The sequence below is a fragment of the Methylobacterium gnaphalii genome (assembly GCF_007992215.1).
GTDB lineage: Bacteria > Pseudomonadota > Alphaproteobacteria > Rhizobiales > Beijerinckiaceae > Methylobacterium > Methylobacterium gnaphalii.
On sequence record NZ_BJZV01000001.1, the window covers coordinates 170,544 to 189,287 of the forward strand.

Annotated in this window: 21 protein-coding genes; 14 read left to right on the forward strand and 7 right to left on the reverse strand. The window is 68.4% G+C overall.

What is annotated here, in order from left to right; all coding sequences use genetic code 11:
• Positions 1-3 precede the first annotated feature (3 nt).
• The gene (locus MGN01_RS00730; RefSeq protein ID WP_147044874.1) at positions 4-471 is read left to right on the forward strand and encodes a peroxiredoxin; all 468 of its coding nucleotides are present in this window, start codon (positions 4-6) and stop codon (positions 469-471) included.
• 79 nt (positions 472-550) lie between these two features.
• The gene (locus MGN01_RS00735; RefSeq protein ID WP_431310446.1) at positions 551-1,906 is read left to right on the forward strand and encodes a M23 family metallopeptidase; all 1,356 of its coding nucleotides are present in this window, start codon (positions 551-553) and stop codon (positions 1,904-1,906) included.
• Positions 1,907-2,065: 159 nt separating this feature from the next.
• Here the strand turns inward: MGN01_RS00735 and MGN01_RS24360 are convergent, their stop codons facing one another.
• From MGN01_RS24360 to MGN01_RS00750, 4 genes are all read right to left on the reverse strand, one after another.
• Positions 2,066-2,200, reverse strand: a complete 135-nt coding sequence (locus MGN01_RS24360; protein ID WP_280178525.1) for a hypothetical protein — start codon at positions 2,198-2,200, stop codon at positions 2,066-2,068.
• Between the two features lie 129 nt (positions 2,201-2,329).
• On the reverse strand, positions 2,330-3,325 hold the full coding sequence (locus MGN01_RS00740; protein ID WP_147044655.1) for a tyrosine recombinase XerC: 996 nt from the start codon (positions 3,323-3,325) through the stop codon (positions 2,330-2,332).
• A gap of 325 nt (positions 3,326-3,650) precedes the next feature.
• Positions 3,651-5,540 carry a putative bifunctional diguanylate cyclase/phosphodiesterase gene (locus MGN01_RS00745; RefSeq protein ID WP_147044656.1) on the reverse strand — a complete coding sequence of 630 codons (1,890 nt, stop codon included), beginning with the start codon at positions 5,538-5,540 and terminating at the stop codon, positions 3,651-3,653.
• Positions 5,540-6,991 carry a sensor histidine kinase gene (locus MGN01_RS00750; RefSeq protein ID WP_147044657.1) on the reverse strand — a complete coding sequence of 484 codons (1,452 nt, stop codon included), beginning with the start codon at positions 6,989-6,991 and terminating at the stop codon, positions 5,540-5,542. The genes MGN01_RS00745 and MGN01_RS00750 overlap by 1 nt, the downstream gene beginning before the upstream one ends.
• 263 nt (positions 6,992-7,254) lie before the next feature.
• Between MGN01_RS00750 and MGN01_RS00755 the strand changes: the two genes are divergently transcribed.
• Complete coding sequence (locus MGN01_RS00755) at positions 7,255-8,703, forward strand: sensor histidine kinase (RefSeq protein WP_147044658.1); 1,449 nt, start codon at positions 7,255-7,257, stop codon at positions 8,701-8,703.
• Positions 8,704-8,734: 31 nt separating this feature from the next.
• Complete coding sequence (locus tag MGN01_RS00760; protein WP_147044659.1) at positions 8,735-9,103, forward strand: response regulator; 369 nt, start codon at positions 8,735-8,737, stop codon at positions 9,101-9,103.
• Positions 9,104-9,106: 3 nt separating this feature from the next.
• Here MGN01_RS00760 and MGN01_RS00765 read toward each other — a convergent pair whose 3' ends face one another.
• From MGN01_RS00765 to MGN01_RS00775, 3 genes are all read right to left on the reverse strand, one after another.
• On the reverse strand, positions 9,107-9,538 hold the full coding sequence (locus MGN01_RS00765) for an RNA polymerase subunit sigma-70 (RefSeq protein ID WP_147044660.1): 432 nt from the start codon (positions 9,536-9,538) through the stop codon (positions 9,107-9,109).
• Between the two features lie 238 nt (positions 9,539-9,776).
• A complete protein-coding gene (locus tag MGN01_RS00770; protein ID WP_147044661.1) occupies positions 9,777-10,268 on the reverse strand; it encodes a DUF3455 domain-containing protein in 492 nt (163 codons plus the stop codon).
• A 46-nt stretch (positions 10,269-10,314) separates the two neighbouring features.
• Positions 10,315-11,424: an AI-2E family transporter gene (locus tag MGN01_RS00775; RefSeq protein WP_147044662.1), complete on the reverse strand. Its 1,110-nt coding sequence runs from the start codon at positions 11,422-11,424 to the stop codon at positions 10,315-10,317.
• Between the two features lie 350 nt (positions 11,425-11,774).
• Here MGN01_RS00775 and MGN01_RS00780 point away from each other — a divergent pair, with 350 nt between their 5' ends.
• The 10 genes from MGN01_RS00780 to MGN01_RS00825 all read left to right on the forward strand — a co-directional run bounded on the left by MGN01_RS00780 (position 11,775) and on the right by MGN01_RS00825 (position 18,662).
• Positions 11,775-12,047, forward strand: coding sequence for a hypothetical protein (locus MGN01_RS00780; protein WP_147044663.1), 273 nt, complete (start codon positions 11,775-11,777; stop codon positions 12,045-12,047).
• A gap of 132 nt (positions 12,048-12,179) precedes the next feature.
• Positions 12,180-12,704 carry an RNA polymerase sigma factor gene (locus tag MGN01_RS00785; RefSeq protein WP_147044664.1) on the forward strand — a complete coding sequence of 175 codons (525 nt, stop codon included), beginning with the start codon at positions 12,180-12,182 and terminating at the stop codon, positions 12,702-12,704.
• Complete coding sequence (locus tag MGN01_RS00790; RefSeq protein ID WP_147044665.1) at positions 12,701-13,474, forward strand: anti-sigma factor family protein; 774 nt, start codon at positions 12,701-12,703, stop codon at positions 13,472-13,474. The genes MGN01_RS00785 and MGN01_RS00790 overlap by 4 nt, the downstream gene beginning before the upstream one ends.
• A gap of 137 nt (positions 13,475-13,611) precedes the next feature.
• Positions 13,612-14,103, forward strand: a complete 492-nt coding sequence (locus MGN01_RS00795; protein WP_147044666.1) for a DoxX family protein — start codon at positions 13,612-13,614, stop codon at positions 14,101-14,103.
• Positions 14,104-14,378: 275 nt separating this feature from the next.
• Positions 14,379-14,675 carry an acyl carrier protein gene (locus MGN01_RS00800; protein ID WP_147044667.1) on the forward strand — a complete coding sequence of 99 codons (297 nt, stop codon included), beginning with the start codon at positions 14,379-14,381 and terminating at the stop codon, positions 14,673-14,675.
• Between the two features lie 19 nt (positions 14,676-14,694).
• Positions 14,695-15,159, forward strand: coding sequence for a 3-hydroxyacyl-ACP dehydratase FabZ family protein (locus MGN01_RS00805; protein WP_147044668.1), 465 nt, complete (start codon positions 14,695-14,697; stop codon positions 15,157-15,159).
• Positions 15,156-16,292: a beta-ketoacyl-ACP synthase gene (locus MGN01_RS00810; protein ID WP_147044669.1), complete on the forward strand. Its 1,137-nt coding sequence runs from the start codon at positions 15,156-15,158 to the stop codon at positions 16,290-16,292. The genes MGN01_RS00805 and MGN01_RS00810 overlap by 4 nt, the downstream gene beginning before the upstream one ends.
• A 37-nt stretch (positions 16,293-16,329) precedes the next feature.
• Positions 16,330-17,607 carry a beta-ketoacyl-ACP synthase gene (locus MGN01_RS00815; RefSeq protein WP_147044670.1) on the forward strand — a complete coding sequence of 426 codons (1,278 nt, stop codon included), beginning with the start codon at positions 16,330-16,332 and terminating at the stop codon, positions 17,605-17,607.
• Positions 17,604-18,362 (forward strand): SDR family NAD(P)-dependent oxidoreductase, encoded by a 759-nt coding sequence (locus tag MGN01_RS00820; protein ID WP_147044671.1) that lies wholly within the window; start codon positions 17,604-17,606, stop codon positions 18,360-18,362. The genes MGN01_RS00815 and MGN01_RS00820 overlap by 4 nt, the downstream gene beginning before the upstream one ends.
• Before the next feature lie 15 nt (positions 18,363-18,377).
• The gene (locus MGN01_RS00825) at positions 18,378-18,662 is read left to right on the forward strand and encodes an SH3 domain-containing protein (protein ID WP_147044672.1); all 285 of its coding nucleotides are present in this window, start codon (positions 18,378-18,380) and stop codon (positions 18,660-18,662) included.
• Positions 18,663-18,744 lie beyond the last annotated feature (82 nt).

Here is an 18,744-nt window from a genome sequence, read left to right on the forward strand (position 1 = left end):
ATGATGCCGCTCGAACAGGGTCAAAACGCCCCGGATTTCAGCTTGCCGGGCGCCGGAGGCGAGACGATCGCCCTCTCGGGCCTGAAGGGGCGCAAGGTCGTGCTGTACTTCTACCCGAAGGACGACACGAGCGGCTGCACCCTGGAGGCTCAGGGCTTCAACGCCCTCGGCGAAGCCTTCGCCGCGGCCGGTGCGACGGTGGTCGGCGTCTCCCCCGATTCGGTGAAGAGCCACGACAAGTTCCGCGCAAAATACGGCCTGACCTTCCCGCTCGCCTCCGACGAGGCGAAGTCGATGCTCGAGGCTTATGGCGTCTGGGTCGAGAAGAGCATGTACGGGCGCAAGTACATGGGTGTCGAGCGCACCACCGTGCTGGTCGATGCTGACGGCAAGATCGCGCGCATCTGGCCGAAGGTGAAGGTGCCGGGCCATGCCGACGAGGTGCTGGAGGCTGTCCGCGCGCTGGGTTGAAGGCCTCGCCCGAGAGGAATTTTGTCGGTTCCTTAACCTTGACGATGTGTGATGGCCGTATCTGCCACGGTCATTCGGCGTGATGCGTCCCATCTCACCATCGAATGTTTCGGCCGACGGCGCGGCCCGGCGCCGTGACCGTCTCGCCAAGGGCTCGACCAGGGGCCCGGCACTCCGCCGGAGCAGGCTCGCCCCCGTCCTGGCCGTTGCGCTCTGTGCCAGCACGGTCTGGGCCGGCGCGACGACCTACTACATCGTGTTTCGCGACGAGATGCTCGGCCGCTTCTTCGTGCAGGTGCGGACCGTCGAGCTCGCCTACCAGGAGCGGGTCGGCGCGCTGCAGTCTCAGGTCGAGCACATGGTCTCGGAGCGCATCAGGAGCCGCGAGGGCTTCGAGAGCCGACTCGGCGCGTTGGCCGAGCGTCAGGCCTTGATCGAGCGGCGCCAGGGTATCCTGGCGAGTCTCGGCGCCCCCGAGCCGGCGACCACCGGCGCGATCCCGGTCATGCCGCCTGAGCCAGCGCCTGCGCTGCAACAGCCCCAAAAACCCTTCCCCACGCCCGAGCCGTCGGAGGCCGGCGGCTTGGACCTGCGCATGCGCGGCGGCGACCGGGTCGAGGCGCCGGAGCGCCGGCTCGGGCTGCGCCTCGCCTCGCTCGATGCTCGGCTCGACCAGCTGGCCGATCGGCAATCGGAGGTGTTGAGCGACCTCGCGGCGAAGACCGCGCGCACGACCGGACGGCTGCGCAGCCTGATCGCGCGGGCGGGGCTCGACCCGAGCCGCTTCGAGAAGCCGGAGCGCGGCGTCGGCGGCCCGCTGGTCCCGCTGACCGGTGATGCCTTCGATCGCGCGCTGGCCGAGGCGCAGCGCTCCAGCGAGGAGGAGCAGCGCCTGCGCCAGACAGTCGCCACCCTGCCGCTGCGCAAACCGCTCGTCGAGGATGCGGTCTACACCAGCACCTTCGGCGCCCGCCTCGATCCCTTCACGCGGGGGCTCGCCCTGCATACGGGCATCGACATGCGCGCCGAGCACGGCGCTCCCGCCCTCGCCACGGCGGCCGGCCGCGTCACGATGGCCGAGGCCAATGGCGGCTACGGCAACATGGTCGAGGTCGATCACGGCCACGGTCTGGTGACGCGCTACGCGCATCTGGCGCGTTTCTCGGTGGCGGTTGGTCAACGGGTCGAGGCTGGGACGGTCGTCGGCCGCGTCGGCTCGACCGGCCGCTCGACCGGAAACCACCTGCATTACGAGGTCAGGATCGACGGCGAGCCGGTCGATCCGCAGCGCTTCCTCAAGGCCGGCGCCGGCCTCGCCGAAGAGGCGGCCGACGCAGACCCGCCGGCGCTCGACGCCGACCGGGACGGCCCCGTGACCGGGTCCTGGATCGCCTGGTCGAAGGCTCAGCTGCAGAAGCTGGGACCGGGCCAGTAGAGGGCCTGCCGGCCCGATCCGATCACATCCGTCAGGCCCGAACGGCGCCTCGGCCAGCGCTCGCCCGAGACGGTCGCCGCCATCGGACGCATCGGGCTCCGCTCACGCGCCCCCGCTTCGGGGAGGGGCGTCGTGGGTCGTGTGTTGCGGCGGGCCGGATCAGGCCCGCGCGGCGTGGCTGCGATAGAGCAGGCGCACGGCGGAGAATGGCAGCAGGACCGCCTTCACCACGGCAGTGACGGCAAGGACGGCGAGAACCGGAAGAATCGCTACGCAGATTCCGATCACGGGCATCGCAGGCTCCATACTGTTCTGGGCTGCGCCAGTGGCGTGGCCCGGGAGTGACATACCGCGACCCAATCGCGGCAATACGAAGGACAGATTCCGTCGCTTTGCGGAATTGTGCTGATCACGGGCATCCGGTCAGGCCGCCCGTCCGGCGCGCGGATGCGCGGCGTCGAAAGCGCTCATCAGCCGGGCCGCGTCGACGCGGGTGTAGAGCTGCGTCGTCGAGAGCGAGGCGTGGCCGAGCAGTTCCTGGATCGCACGTAGCTCGCCCTGGCGCGCCAGCAGATGCGTCGCGAAGGAGTGGCGCAGGGCGTGCGGGGTCGCGCTCTCCGGCAGGCCGAGGGCGCCGCGCAAGGACGCCATGGCGTATTGGATGATCCGGGGCGAGAGCGGGCCGCCCTTCACGCCGACGAAGAGCGGGCCCTCCGGAGGGAGGGGATGCGGACAGGCGGCGAGATACTCCGCGATCGCCTGCGAGACCGCCGGCAGTACCGGCACCGAACGGATCTTGCCGCCCTTGCCGAGAACGCGAACCTCGTCCTGGCCGGGCGTCGGCGCGTCCCTGCGGGCGATGCCGAGGGCCTCCGAGATGCGCAGTCCCGAGCCGTAGAGCAGGGCGATCACCGCCGCGTCGCGGGCAAGCACCCAGGGCTCGCGCTCGTCGTCGGGGCGGCTCTCGGAGCGCGTCGTCGCGACCGCAGCCTCCACCGGCAGCGGCCGTGGCAGGCGCCGCTCGACCTTGGGGGAGCGCACTGCGCCGAGGGCCGCGATGCTGCCGTGGCCCTCGCGCTCGAGATGTCGGCCGAAGGAGCGGATGCCGGCGAGCTCGCGCATCAGTGAGCGGCCGCCGATCCCCTCGGCCCGCCGCGCCGCCATGAAGCCGCGCACGTCGCGGGGCTTCAACGCGACGAGGCGCGGGATCGTCGGCGTGCCGAGGCGCCGGTCGAGATGGATCAGGAAGAGCCGCAGGTCGTGGGCATAGGCCTCGCAGGTATTGCGGGCCATGCGGCGCTCGCGGGCGAGGCTGTCGATCCAGCCTCGGACGACACCGCGCAGCGCGGCGTCACCGGGGAACGACGGGAGGTCGTTCTCGTCGGATCGCTCGTCGTCGGGGGAGGGGAGGGCTGCCATCGCTGGCGCCCATCAACGGTCGTTAGGGTTGAGAAGGGGTTAACGAAAGCCGGCCCGCTTCACATCGCGGCTGGCGCCACGGTCTCGAACGATTCCAATAAACCGACCGAGTGTCCCGGTAAAACAAAGCAGCGCGCGGTCTTCGACCAACGAAAAAGCGCGCTCCGAAGAACGCGCTGAAGTTCGTTGGTTCGACACTTCCTGGGAAGAAGTGATCACAGGATAACGCGGCCTTGGTTTTTCTTAAAGCGTATTCATTGTGCAAACGCCCAGGGGATGTGGATGCGATAGCGGCATGGTCGCACGCTGTGACGTGCGAGGACGATCAGACGCCGATCCGCTCGATGATCCTGCGGACCTCCTGCGCGTCGATCGGCATGCTGAAGAACCGGCCCTGCACCTCGGTGCAGCCCTCGCCGCTGAGATGCGAGAGCTGCTCTTCGGTCTCGACGCCCTCGGCGATGGTGGGGATGCCGAAGCTCGAACCGAGCCCGAGGATCGCGCTGACGATGGCGCTGCAGTCGCGGCTGCTGGTCACGTCCTCGACGAAGGATCTGTCGATCTTGATCTTGTCGAACTGGAACATGCGCAGGTAGCTCAGGCTCGAATAGCCGGTCCCAAAATCGTCCATCGAGATGCGGACGCCCAGGGCGCGCAACTGGTTCAGGGTGTCGATGTTCTTGTCGGTCTTCTGAAGCAGCACCGATTCCGTGATCTCGATCTCGAGGCGCTCCGCAGGCAGGCCGGAATTCGAGAGCGCGCTGACGACCGACGGGACGAGGCTGCCGCGCAGGAACTGCACGGAGGACACGTTGACCGCGACGCTGAGGGCGTTGGGCCAGCCGGCCGCCTCCTGGCAGGCCTTGCGCAACACCCAGTCGCCGATCGGCACGATCAGGCCGATCTCTTCGGCGAGTGGGATGAACTCGGCCGGAGAGACCATGCCGCGGGTGGGGTGGCGCCAGCGCAGCAAGGCCTCAAAGCCGGTGACCTTGCGGGTGCTCAGCGAGATCTGCGGCTGGTAGTACACCTCGAACTGGCCCAGAGTCTGGGCGTTGCGCAGGTCGAATTCCAGCGCGCGGCGCGCCTGGACGTGGGCATCCATCGCAGGGTCGAAGATGCGGAAGGTGCCGCGGCCCTCGACCTTGGCGCGGTACATCGCGAGATCGGCGGATTTCAGCAGCGCCTCCGGGTCGTCGCCAGCGCCTGCGCTGATGACGATGCCGATGCTGGCACCGATCGTGGTCAGGTGGCCGTGGATGTGGCGCTCGCGGCTCGCGATCTCGATCAGGCGCTTGGCCAGAGCGATGGCGTCCTCCGGCTGCCGGTTGCCGACCTGGAGCACGGCGAACTCGTCGCCGCCGAGCCGGGCGATCCGGTCGGAGCGCCGCATGACGCCGCGGAACTCCTCGCCGACGGCCTGGAGCAGCATGTCGCCTATCGAGTGGCCCAGGGTATCGTTGATGCCCTTGAAGCCGTCGAGATCGATGAACAGGATCGCGACGCTCTGGCCGGCCTCGCTGCTGGCGGCTGCGAGGCCGCTCACCAGCTCCTCGCGGAACTGACGGCGGTTGGGCAGGCCGGTCAGCGGATCGTGGAAGGCGAGGAAGCGCGAGCGCGCCTCGGATTGCTGGCGCTGAACGATCTCACCCTGGAGCTGCTGGTTGATCTCGACGAGCTCGCGGGTGCGCTCCTCGACGCGCAGCTCGAGCTGGTCGTTGACCACCCGCAATGCGTGGGCCGCCGAGGCGACCTTTTCCTCGGCGCGCTTGCGGTCGACCTGCGCGTTCACCCGCGCCAGGGCAACTTCGAAGTCGACGGGCTTGGTGACGTAGTCGTTGGCCTCGAGGTTCAGCGCCTCGACAATGTTCTCGGATTCGGACTTGGCCGTCACCATGATGACGGGGAGCTGGAGCGGCGAGTATTTGGCCCGGATCGTCTTCAGCACGGCGATGCCGTCGATCTCGGGCATCATCACGTCGAGCAGGATCACGTCGTAGCTGCCCTGCTCGATCATCTGCAGGGCGCGGGCGCCGCCATCGGCCTCGGCGACCTCGAAGCCGCGCCGGGCGAAGCGCCGCAGCAGGATCGTACGGTTGTCAGCGATGTCGTCGACGATGAGCAGCCGAGCCGGGCGCTCAGCCTCCATGACCGGCGCGGCCGCCTCGTCGGCAAGGCTACGCTGGTCGATCGCAAGGTTGTCGCGAAAGTTCATCAGAACTGGGCCCCAAGGGAGGGTTGCAGGACGGCGGCCGCAGGCGCGGCGGGGCGCATGGCGTGATCGAACGGCGCGGCCGCGTCGGTCGTGGCGTCGGTGACTTCGGCCGGAATGCAGAAGCTGAACACCGAGCCCCGCCCGGGCTCGCTGCTCACGCCGATGCTGCCGCCCATCAGCGTGCAGAGTTTCTGGCTCAAGGCCAGGCCGAGGCCGGTGCCGCCATATTGCTGCGCCGTCGCGGCCGAGACCTGGCGGAAGTTCTCGAACAGGCGGCCGAGATCAGCCTGCGAGATGCCGATGCCGGTGTCGCGCACCTGCACGTCGAGCCAGGTGCCGGTGGATTTCCGGTCCATCCTGACCGAGAGCGTGACGCTGCCGTTCCTGGTGAATTTCGAGGCGTTGCTGAGCAGGTTGACCAGGATCTGGCGCAGCTTGGTCTGGTCGGTGCGCATCGTGCCGAGCGGCGTGAGCTGCTGGACCAGCAGCGCGTTGCCGTTGGCCTCGGCGAGCGGCTTCACCGTGGCGACGACCTGGTCGAGCAGGTAGCCGAGATCGAAGGTCTCGACGGTGAGCTCGATGGTCTCGGTCTCGATCTTCGAGAGGTCGAGCACATCCACCACCAGCGAGAGCAGGTGGCGACCGGCGGCGTTGATGCTGCGCACGTCCTTCTGCTTGGTCTCGTCGCTGCCCGGAGGCATGCTCTCGAGGATCAGCTCGCTATAGCCGATCACGGCATTCAGCGGTGTGCGCAGCTCGTGGCTCATCTTGGCCAGGAACACCGATTTCGCCCGGTTGGCGGCATCGGCCAGCTCCTTGACGACCGTGAGTTGCTCGTTGGCGGCGAGGTAGCGCTCGGTCTCCTTCTCGATCTGCGAGCGCATCGACATGACGTGCGAGTAGTAGATCGCCATCCAGGACATGTAGAGGGTCGCGGAGGCAATCGAGATCCAGGTCACGATCGACAGGTCGCTGGCCGAGACGATCTCCGGGAAGTCGGTGCAGATATAGGCGATGAAGAAGACCGTGACGTTCGCCGCGAAGAGCGCAACGATCAGCATCGGCTGCTCGGAGAAGTAGAAAAATCCGAGCAGGAGCGCGATGATCAGCCACGGCAGGCAAGGTGAGCTGGCGCCGCCGTAGAAATAGGTTCCGAACAAGGCCGTGAAGGCCAGGAGCTCGACGGACAGGATCGCGGCGAGCTTGATGTTCTGCGTGTATTTCAGGACGAAGGGCAGCGTCCAGAACAGGCAGACGCAGGTGATGACCGTGTAACAGGCAAAGCCGGGATTCGGGTCGGTGCGATAGAGGAACACGCACATCGACTGGGACATCAACGGCCCGAAGATGTGCGTCAGCACGAAGTTGCGCGCGACCGAGAGGTCCGAACGCTCGAGGTGCGCGGACCGGGGGATGAACCAGTCGACGATGTGCTGGAAGGTAGGTCGCATCGACGCGGCTCGGATCCTAGGCACAGGAACCTATAAGTTCAGATATTAATTTTATGTATATCGATGCCCTTCCGCGGCCTGTGATGGTGTTAATTTCCTGTAAAACATACGCGAGAAATCAGTTTTCCATTAAACATTACATAGCTTTGTCCACGGCATAACTTGATCTGCTGCTGTGGCCCCAGTCTCGGTAGTTTCGCAGATCGTATCTCGCTCTGGTCGGCTGCCTGCGACAGGATCGGCGAGAGTTCGGAAAGTCTTCCATGTTTTGGAGCCCGACGCTCGAGAGGTTCGATCGGTTCGTCGACTGGTTTCTCCATCCGAGCATGGTCGGCGACAAGTTGAAGCGGAAGCAGGCGCGGCTCTTTCTCTTGAGCCATCTTCTCGGGCCCTTCCTCGGGAACGGCGTCGCGCTGGTTCTCTTCCTTGCGGAGCCGGACCCGGGCTACGAGATCGGCGTGCTTCTGCTCGGGATCGGCGGGTTCTGGCTGTTCCCGTTCCTGCTGCGCTGGTTCGGGCGGCTCGAATTGCTGGCGCTGATCTCGATCCAGAACCTGACCTTCAGCGTGCTCTGGGTGACCTACTTCTACGGCGGGGCGACCTCGCCCTTCCTGACCTGGATGATCACCATCCCGCTGCTCGCCTTCTTCTATGTCGGCGATTCCCGGGCGATGCGGCTCGCCATCCTCGTGCTGCTCGGCGTGAACGCGGTCGGATTCTACGCGGTCTATCACCTGTTCGATGCGCCGGCGCACGGCATTTCCACGGTGGCGATGCAGCGGCTCGGCCTGCTCTCCACGGCGGCGATCGCGATCTACGTGACGATGATGGCCCTGTACTACGCCAAGGCGCTCGCCTCGCAGGCGGAGCTCGAAGCCGTGATGCGCAGCCACCGGGCGACCGCCTCGGCGCTGAAGCAGGCCGCCCTGCAGTCCGAGCGGGCCAGCGTCGCCAAGGTCGAGTTCGTCGCCAAGATGAGCCATGAGCTGCGCACGCCGCTCAACGCGATCATCGGCTACAGCCAGATGCTGCTGGAAGAGGCCGAGGACGGCGAGCGGGACGAGGATTTCGCTGACCTGCAGCGTATCCAGAGCGCCGGCCAGCACCTCCTCAAGCTCGTGAACCAGATCCTCGAACTCGCGAAGATCGATTCAGGCCGGATGGAGGTCTTCAACGAGACCGTCGCGCTCACCGAGATCGTCGACGGTCGGGTGGAGGGCCTGCGCGCCAGCGCAATGGAGCGGGGCAACACGATCACGGTCGCCCTCGATCCGGCGCTCGACCGGATCATCGGCGACCGCATGAAGATCGAGAACGCGCTGTCGCAGATCCTGCACAACGCCATCAAGTACACCGAGAAGGGCGCTGTCACCGTGACCGGTGAACGCGTGGCCGGGCCCGGCGGCGAGGTCGTCCGGATCGCCGTTCAGGATACCGGCATCGGCATCGCGGCCGAGCACCTGCCGCGACTGTTCGAGCAATTCGCCGACAGCGACGAGCAGACCGCGACGAAATATGGCGGCACCGGGCTCGGGTTGGCGCTGGCGCGCAAGCTCAGCCGCCTGATGCACGGCGACATCGCCGTCGAGAGCGAACTCGGCCGGGGCAGCCGCTTCACCCTGACCCTTCCGGTCGCGCCGCCTGCCGCCACGAAACCGCGGCCGGTTCCGGCTGCCGCGGAATCCGATTATCCGCGGGCGCTCGCGGCCTGACGCCGTTCACACGAATGGGAGATCGGACGCGATGTCGAAGATCCTGATCGTCGAAGACAACCCGATGAACAGCGACATGCTGTCCCGGCGCCTCACGCGCCAGGGCTTCACCACGGTCATCGCCGAGGACGGCCCCAAGGGCGTCGCCATGGCGGTCGCCGAAGCGCCCGACCTGATCCTGATGGATGTGGCGCTCGGCGACATGGACGGCTGGGAGGCCACCACCGCGATCCGCGCCGACGGGCGCAGCGCGCATATTCCAATCATCGCGCTGACGGCGCACGCCCTGTCGAGCGACCGGGCCCGCAGCATCGAGGTCGGCTGCAACGACTTCGACACCAAGCCCGTCGACCTGCCGAGGCTGCTCGGCAAGATCGCGAAGTGCCTGGGAGCGGCCTGACGCCTAAGGTTCGCCGAGCAGAAGTTCGCCCTGCGGCGTCGGCTTCTTGGCCCGCGCCGGGCGCAGCCTCGCCTCGGCCTTCGGCCGCCGTGCCTTCGGCTCCGACCGCATCCGCGCCTTGGCCTTGTCGCGGGCGACGGCCTCGGGCGCCTGCGGGTCGTCGGTCAGCCACTTGCCGTGCTTGATCACCTCGTTGACCCGGCCCTGGTTGACCCCGACCTTGAAGGCGATCTCCTGCTGGGTCATGCCGGTGGAGGCATGGAGTTCGAGGATCGCGCGGGCCAGATCGGGCGTCATCTTCTGCCCGGTGAGGCGGCGTGCCGGGCGCACGGACCGGCTGGCGCGGTCGCGCTCGCGCAGGCGCTGCAGCAGGGCCAGTGCCATGTGCATGCCCTGCTCGCGCAGGGCTTCCTCGAATTCCTTCAGCGTCGCCATGACCGGCTCCTCACGCCGACGAGAACGGTGCGTCCTCCAGCGAACGGCCGGCACAACCATCGGGTTGCCCCGCCGCTTCGGCTGACCTGCGAGTGTGAAACCCGCGCGCGGCATCGTGCAACGGCTGTGCAGGCTCATCCACCGACTTTCGTCCCCGCGCGGCGTTTCGTCCTGCCCACGACTGCCGCCGCGCCATGCCCGGCAGGCTGGGTCCGCCTCGTCGGCGTTCCGCTGCGGCCTACTTGGCCGCCCGCACGAAGGCGTAGGTGGCCGTGTAAGGGACCTCCGACACGGCGCCCGCCTGATCGCACGCGCCGGATTTGACGCCGCCGTGGGTGTCGATGCGCAGGACTGCCGTGGCCTCGCTCAGCACGCCGCTGCCGGCGCGGGAGGCGACGGCGAGGCGCAGCCAGGGGATGTCGGCCGCTGCCGGGGCATCCTGCTTGGCGGACACCTTGCCGACGATCCGGCTGCCGTCGCTGTGCTCCCAGGACGGTCCTGCGAAGTGGCGGATCACCTTTTCCCGGCCCACGAAGAGGTCGGCGCGCGGCTCCTTGAATGCCCATTCGAGCGATCCCGCCGGCCCGGCCTTGCACTCGTAGACCTGTACGCCCGTGGCCGTCGTGGTGAGGACGGGGACGTCGCCGGGCGCACCGATCGGAGGTGCCGTCTGCGCGGCGGCGGCCGAGGCGACCAGGGTGAGGGCAAGCACGGGTGCGGTCGATCTCATGGGGATGGTTCCTTCGAGGGGAGTGTGTGCCGCGGCGGCGCCCGCCTCATGGCAATGCTTGGGTCTCGGCCGGGCGCGCCTCGGTGAATTCCCGCCACAGCAGGATCAGCGCCGCCATCACCGCCGGCCCGACGAACAGGCCGAGCAGCCCGAAGGTCTCGACGCCGCCGAGGATGCCGAGCAGCACCCAGACGAAGGGCAGCCGCGTCGTGCCGCCGATGAGCGCCGGCCGCACGAAATGGTCGGCCACGAAGGTGACGACGAGGCCGGCGGCAGCCACGACGAGCGCCGGCACGACGCTGCCATTGCCCACGAGCAGCAGGGCCGCGAGCCCGAAGGCGACCGGCGCGCCGAAGGGGATCATCGCGGCCACCGCCGTCACCGCGCCGAACAGGATCGGATGCGGCACGCCCGCGAACCAGTAGACGATGCCGAGCAGGATGCCCTCGCCGATGCCGACGAGGACGAGGCCGTCGACGGTGCCGTGGACGGAGGCCACCATCTGCCGCGCCACCCGCTCGCCGCGCGGGCCGAACAGGCGGTGGCTGGCGGTGAGGCTCTGGGCGACCACGGTGCGGCCGTCGCGGAACAGGAAGAACAGCGTCAGCAGCGCGAAGCCGAACAGCACGACCCGGTGGGCGAGATTGGCGCCGACGGTCTTGGTCACCTCGCGGTTCGAGGCGGTGTTGACGTGACCCAGCATCTCCTTCGCCCAGCCGGCATGGGCGAGGTTGGCGTTCCACCAATCGGTCACCTGCGGTGCGCCGAAGGGCAGCTTCGCCACGATGGCCGGAACCGGGATGCCGGATTCCTCGGCCGCCTTGGCATAGCCGAGCAGTTCGCGCGCCTCGCCCACGGCCTCGACGGCGAGCAGCACGACGGGGATCAGGAAGGCGAGCGCGACCACGGCCGTGAACAGGCTCGGCCACAGGATGTTGTGCCGGCCCGGCGGGAAGCGCCGCTCGGCCTTCACGTAGAGCGGCCACAGCGCGATCGCGAGCACCACCGCCCAGACCAGGGCGCGCAGAAAGTCCGAGAGGATGTAGAGCCCGAGCCCCACCAGCGCGGCAGCCAGCGCGATCCGCGCAGCGACCTGGGCGCGGTCGTCCTCTCGCGCCGTGAAGGCATGCGTCCCGGACTGCTCGTCTGAGTGCATGGTCCGCTCCACCCCTGGTCCCGCCCGATCCCCTGCATATAGGGTCGGAAACCCGATGCCGGGTACCGTCTGGCTTCGGCCCGATCTCGTCGTGCGCGTTCGGCAGCGCGTTTCCTGAAAGCGGCCATTCCATCGCGGCGAGGTCCAGCAAGGTGCGCTCAGTGGAAGCGCGTCTCATTCGCGGCGACGTCCCTCGACGGGGGCGGTCGATCAGGGCGTGCGCCGCAGCGGATTGCTAAAGACGGCCTCGTCCTTTGGCTGCTGTTAAAAATCGCATCGAGGGCGGAATAACCGCCATCGGCTGGCGTCTTCTCCTCGCTGTCCAATGAAGTCATGCAGCGAAGCGGGGAATGGAAAGCGTCATGCCAGAATATTCGATCCATCAAACCTTGCGTGTTGTGGCCATGGCGGTGGCTATGAGCTTGCCTGTACTTTCCGCCGCACGTGCCGACACAGGCGAAGGTGATTCTGCTCTTCGCGCCGCGCTTCACGATCCCCGGCTCGTCGACCAGCAGCGAGGCGAGAGCGCGGAGCCGTATTCGATCGGCGATCCCTCCCTCGGCTATACTCAGCGGCGGCGCGCCAATCGGCCAGCCTCTGAATACACCCGGTATCGGCCTTGAGCCCTCGGTCGAATTTTATGCGAGGCTGACGGAATAATCGCCGAAAGGCGGCGTCTGGCCTCGCATGAAGAGGCACGGTTCGATGAGATCCCGGCAGAGCATGGCGCTTGGGGCGAGGCGGGGAGGCGCGCGATGCAGCAGATGATGCTTCTCGTGACGCCGCTGATCCCGGCCCTCCGGCGCTACGCCGTATCGCTGCTGCGGGATCGGTCGGATGCCGATGATCTCGTGCAGGATACGCTGGAGCTGGCGATCACCCGCTGGCACCAGCGCCGGGACGACAGCAGCGTGAGGTCGTGGCTCTTCGCCATCGTGCACAACCTCGCCATCAGCCGTCTCCGGCAGCAGCGTCGCCGTGGCGGCGCGCACCTGCCGATCGACGATGCCGGGGAAGCGGTCCTCGCCATGCCTCCTCGTCAGGAGGCCGGCCTTCAGCACCGCGACCTGGTTCGGGCGCTCGACGCCCTGCACGAGGATCAGCGCAGCGTGCTGCTCCTCGTGACCGTGGAAGGCCTGTCCTATGCCGAGACGGCGGAGGTGCTCGGCATTCCAACCGGCACGGTGATGTCGCGCCTGTCCCGGGCGCGGGATCGAATGATCCAGCTCATGGACGGCGAGGCCGTGGCCCAGCGCCCGATCCTGAGGAGGCTGAAATGAACGAGCGTCCCATCAGCGAGAACGATCTTCAGGCCTTCGTCGATGATCGGCTGGATCCGGATCGCCGCGCCGAAGTCGAGGCCTACCTTGCCGATAATCCTGGGGCACGGGCCCGCGTCGGCCGGTTGATGACGCTCGGTAGCGATCTGCGCGACGCATTCGCTCCGATCGCGGCAGAGCCGGTGCCGCCGCAACTCGATCTCGCCCGCCTCGTCGCCGCACGGCGCCGGCCGCGCGTGCCGGTCTGGCAGGCGATGGCGGCGGCCCTTCTCATGACCGTCGGCGGTCTCGGCGGCTGGGTCGCCCGGGGCTCCATGCAGGAGGGCGCATCTGGCATCTCCGCTCTCGCGCAGGAGGCCAAGGCGAACTACGTCGTCTACGCGCCCGACCGCTCGCGGCCCATCGAACTCGCTGCGACCGATCGCGACGAGATCACGCAATGGTTCTCCGACCGGCTGAAGCGGCCCGTCAGCGTGCCTGATCTCAGCAAGGCGGGCTACCATCTGCTCGGCGGTCGCCTCGTCGCCACCGCCCACGGCCCGGCCGGCATGCTGATGTATGACGACAGGCAGGGAACGCGCGTGGTCATGCTGATCCGGTCCTACGGCGACGGCGGCGACGTGCCGATGGTGGATCACATCTACGGCGCGATCGCCGGCTGCGCCTGGGTCCAGAAGGGATTGGGCTACAGCCTCGTCGCCGCGGCCGATCCGGAAGTGCTGCATCCGCTGGTCCGAGAGATCCGGCGCCGGGAAGCCGGCGACACCTGACCGCCGGGCGGCCACGCCCGCCCGCAAGCGGGGCCGAACATCTCACCGCATCGCCTCCGCGTGCGCTCGATGGCGCGCGCCCGAGACGGCGTGCGCGCTCGCCACCCCCCTCTGAAAACACAAGAAGGACCGATACCGTGTCGAACTTCCTCGCCGCGCTTCTCGAACCTCGCGCCGTCCTCCTTCGCTGGGCCCCCGTGCCGCTGCGCCTCATCGTCGGGTATGGCTTCCTGGCGCACGGCCTCGCCAAGGCGGCTCGGGGCTATGACGCCTTTCCAGCCATCGTGCAGGCCATGGGGCTTCCCATGCCCCATCTCCTCGGCTGGCTGACCATCCTGGTCGAAATCTTCGGCGGGCTGGCCATCCTGCTCGGAGCCCTCGTCCCGCTCGTCAGCATCCCGATGGCGATCGTGCTGCTCGTCGCCATCTTCACCGTGCACCTTCCCTACGGCTTCAGCTCGATCAAGCTCCAGGCCGTGACGGCAGCCGGGGCAACCTTCGGCCAGCCCGGCTACGAGACCGATCTGCTCTACCTCGCCGGCCTTGCGGCTCTGGTCATGGGAGGCGCCGGGCCGCTCTCGATCGACGGCTACATCCGGCGCCGCATCCGGGGAGCGCGTTTCTCCTGACGTCGCGAGACGGTGAGCGGCTGGCAAACCCGGATCGGCCGCGTGTCCGGGCCTCCTGCCGAGCCGCGAATGAGCGCCGCCGAGATGGGATCAAGCCGACTCGGCCACCAGCGCATCGATGCGCGCTCTCGATGCCCGGAATCTCCCCGGCCTCGTCAAGGTTGCCCGTGCTCCCTGGCTTCGTGTAAGGGGTCGCGTTCCCGGCCAGGGCTATCGAGAACCGGCGGGATCTCCCGGATCGACGGGTCGAGACACGAGAAAGCGGCGAGCCACGCATGTCCACCGACACCGCTACCTTTGACCGCGTCGCGGACATCATCGCCGACACCGCCGATATCCCGCGCGAGAAGATCACGCCGGAGAGCCACGCGATCGACGATCTCGGCATCGACTCGCTCGCCTTCCTCGACATCGCCTTCGCCGTCGACAAGGCCTTCGGCATCAAGCTGCCACTCGAGCGCTGGACCCAGGAGGTCAACGAGGGCAAGGTTCCGGCCGAGGAGTACTTCGTGCTGAAGAACCTCTGCGCGCGGATCGATGCGCTGGTGGCCGAGAAGGCTGCGAAAGTCTGACAGCTCAGAGCCCCACATCATGCGGCTCGAATATTTCGAGATGATCGACCAGGTGGTGCGGCTCGACCGCGCCGCCGGGCAGATCGAGTGCCTCGCACTCGTGCCGGAAGCGAGCCCCGTCTTCGAGGGCCACTTTCCGGGTCATCCGCTGGTGCCCGGCGTGCTCCTGACCGAGACCATGGCCCAGGCCTCGGGCTATCTCGTCCTCGCCCATCTCGATTTCGGGCAGATGCCGTTCCTGATGGCGGTGGACAAGGCGCGCTTCCGCTCCTTCGTCGGCCCCGGCGCCCGGCTCGCGATCACGGCGAGCCTGGAGCATGACGGCTCCGGCTATGCCGTGACCAAAGCCTCCATCCGCCACGAGGGGAAAGCGCTCTGCGACGCGGAACTGCGCTTCCGCACCATGCCGTTCCCCGACGGTCTCGACGCGCCGATGCGCGAGCGGGCCAAGAAGATCGGGCTGCTCGACGGGACGGCTGCATGAGCGCGCGCGACGTCGTCATCACAGGCATCGGCCTCGTCTCCTGTGCCGGTGAGGGCATCGAGGCGCATCTCGCCGCCTACGAGGCCGGCGAGGCGCCGCGCACCGATGCCGAGACCTACGCGCCCTATCCGGTCCATCCGGTCGCGCCGGTGGCCCTCGACACGCAGATCCCGAAGAAGTCGGATCAGCGCCAGATGGAGGGCTGGCAGCGCCTCGGCGTCTACGCCGCCGGCCTCGCCCTCGATTCGGCTGGGCTGAAAGAGGATGCGGCGCGCAAGGCCGCGCTCCACCTCATCGTCGCCTCGGGCGGCGGCGAGCGCGACTATGCCGTCGACGGCGCGATCCTCACGGGCCTGCGCGATGCCGAGAACCCGGGCGCCTATCTCAACGAGCACCTGCAGAACGACCTGCGTCCGACGCTCTTCCTCGCGCAGCTCTCGAACCTGCTCGCCGGCAACATCGCCATCGTCCACGGCGTGACCGGGGCCTCGCGCACCTTCATGGGCGAGGAATCGGCCGGCGTCGACGCGCTGCGCATCGCCCATGCCCGCATCGCCTCGGGCCAGGACGACGCCATGCTGGTCGGCGGCTCCTACAATGCCGAGCGCGCCGACGTGCTGCTCGTCCACGAGATGGGCGGCTTCCTCCAGAAGCCCGATTACCGCCCGGTCTTCTCCCGCGGCGGCGAGGGGAATGGCGGGTTCATCCTCGGAAGCGGCGCGGCCTTCCTGCTGCTGGAGACCGCCGAGCGCGCGGCCGAGCGCGGCGCCAGGCCCTTCGCGGTCATCGATGCGATCGCCAATGATCGCGTCCGTCGCAAGCCCGGCTCCGTGGCCGAAGCCCTGCCGCGCCTGCTGCGCGAGGCGGGCGTCGAGCGGCCCGACGTGGTCCTGTCCGGCGCTACCGGCGTCGCCAGCCTCACGGAGGAGGAGGCGCAGGGCCTGAAGGCGGCTCTGCCCGACACGCGCATCCGCGCCACCGGCGACGTGATCGGCCACCCGATCGAGGCGGTGCCGTCCTTCGGCACGGCGATCGCGGCCGCGCTCTGCGCGGCCGGCAAGGCGCGCGAGGTGGCGATCACCTCCGTCGGCCATCGCAGCGGCGAGGGCGTCATCCGGGTTGTCACCGCCTGATCGTGCACCCTGCGAAAACTTGCGCTAAGGCGGTCTCATGAGTGCTTCTTCCACCCGTGACGCCAAGGGCCGCCCGCTCGTCGCCGTGACGGGGCTCGGCATCGTCAGCTCCCTCGGCTGCGGCGCGACCGATACCTGGCAGGCCCTGACGGAGGGCCGCTCGGGCATCCGCACGATCTCGCGCTTTCCCATCGACGGCCTGCGCACCTCGATCGCGGGCACGGTCGACGCTTTCGAGACCGATCCGCTCTGCGCGCCGCTGCTCTCCGAGCGCTTCGCCGAAGTGGCCGCCGAAGAGGCCGTGACGCAGTCCGGCATCGGCGACGATTTCCCGGGCGCGCTCTTCATCGCGGTGCCGCCGGTGGAGCTCGAATGGCCGCAGCGCCAGGCGCTGGCCGAGGCGTCGGGCGACAACGAGGACATCACCTATCGCAGCCTGCTCAAGGCGGCGGCCAGCCGGCGCTTCGATGCCTGGCACGACCTCTTCATCTTCGGCACCGTGGCCGACCGCATCTCGGACCGGTTCGGCACCAGGGGCTCGCCGATCTCCCTCTCCACCGCCTGCTCGTCGGGCGCCACCGCGATCCAACTCGGCGTCGAGGCGATCCGGCGCGGCGAGATGAAGGCCGCGCTCTGCATCGGCACCGACGGCTCGGTGAACCCGGAATCGCTGATCCGCTTCTCGCTGCTCTCGGCCCTCTCGACCCAGAACGAGACCCCCGAGACCGCCTCGAAGCCCTTCTCGAAGAACCGCGACGGCTTCGTCATGGGCGAGGGCGCCGCCGCCCTGGTGCTGGAGGATGCCGAGGCCGCCCGCGCCCGCGGCGCCAGGATCCTCGGCTACGTGCTCGGCTGCGGCGAGAAGGGCGACGGCTTCCACCGCACCCGCTCCAGCCCCAATGGCGAGCCGATCATCGCCGCGATCCGCGCCGCGCTCGACGACGCCGACACGGCGCCGGAGGCCATCGACACGATCAACGCGCACGGCACCTCGACGCCGGAGAACGACAAGATGGAGGCGATGGGCTGCACCGCCGTGTTCGGCGAGCGCATCGCCTCGCTGCCGATCTCGTCGAACAAGTCGATGATCGGACACACGCTGACCGCGGCCGGCGCCATTGAGGCGGTGGTCTCGCTGCTCACCATCCAGCACGGCCGCATCCCGCCGACCATCAACCACCTCATGCCCGACCCCTCGCTGACCCTTGACGTGGTCTCGACGGCGCGTGACGCGCGGGTCTCGCGGGTGCTGTCGAACTCCTTCGGCTTCGGCGGCCAGAACACCTGCCTCGTGTTCGCGGACGAGCCGGCATGAGCGAGCCGAGACGCATCCTCGTCGTCGGCGGCGCCGGCGGGCTCGGCACCGCGATGGTGCGCACGCTTGCCGCCGCGGGCTATTCCGTCAGCTTCACCTACCGCTCCAAGCCCGACGAGGCCGAGGCGCTCGCCGCCGAACTCGGCGCGGCGCATCCGGGCGCGGCCTTCGAGCCGCACCGGCTCGATCTCGCCGACCGCGACGCGGTCGAGGCCTTCTGCGGGGCGATCGAGGACACGGCCTTCTACGGCTACGTCCACAATGCCGGCCAACCCGCCGATGCGCTGGCCGTGATGCTCGACCGGGACCGGTCGGACGTGGCGATGCAGGTGAACTTCTGGTCGCTGACCCGGATCGCGAAGGTGCTCGTGCGGAACATGATCCGCGCGCGCACGGGCCGGGTCGTCGCCGTGGGCTCCGTCGCGGCCCTGCAGGGCAATACCGGGAACGCCGCCTACGCCGCCACCAAGGGGGCGATGATCGCCTATTGCCGCACGCTCGCCATCGAATCGGCCAAGCGCGGCGTCACGGTGAACGTGCTCGCCCCCGGCTTCATCGACACCGGCATGCTGTCCTCCTACGCCGCCTATCGCGACACCATGGAGCGCCAGATCCCGGCCGGCCGCTTCGCAAGGCCCGACGAAGTTGCCGCGCTCGCCGCCTTCCTGATGAGCGAGCCGGCCGCCTACATCACCGGCGCCGTGCTGCCCGTCGATGGCGGGCTCACCGCGATGATGGGCGTCCATCGCAACTGACGGCGGTTTATGTCGATGCGCCGCGTCCTCCCCCTCTCCGCCGCCACGCTGCTCCTGGGGAGCGGTGCCGCGCTTGCGGAGCCGGAACCGTTCCGGGTCTCCGGCCTGCCGTCGGGTGGCTCCCTGACGATCCGTGAGGCGCCGGATGCGGATGCTGCGCCTGTCGAGACCATTCCTGTCGGCCGCCGGCTCCTCGGTTTCGGCTGCACCAAGGAGACGCCGAGCGGGAACACGTGGTGCCGTGTGAAGTTCGGCCCTGCGGTTGGCTGGGCGCGGCGGCGGTATCTTTCGCCGGATTGAGCCGGCGAGCCTTTAGACCCATAAGACCCGCTCGTTCACGGCTCGTGTCTATTAGGACGAAGCGGCGGACACAGGGCCTCAC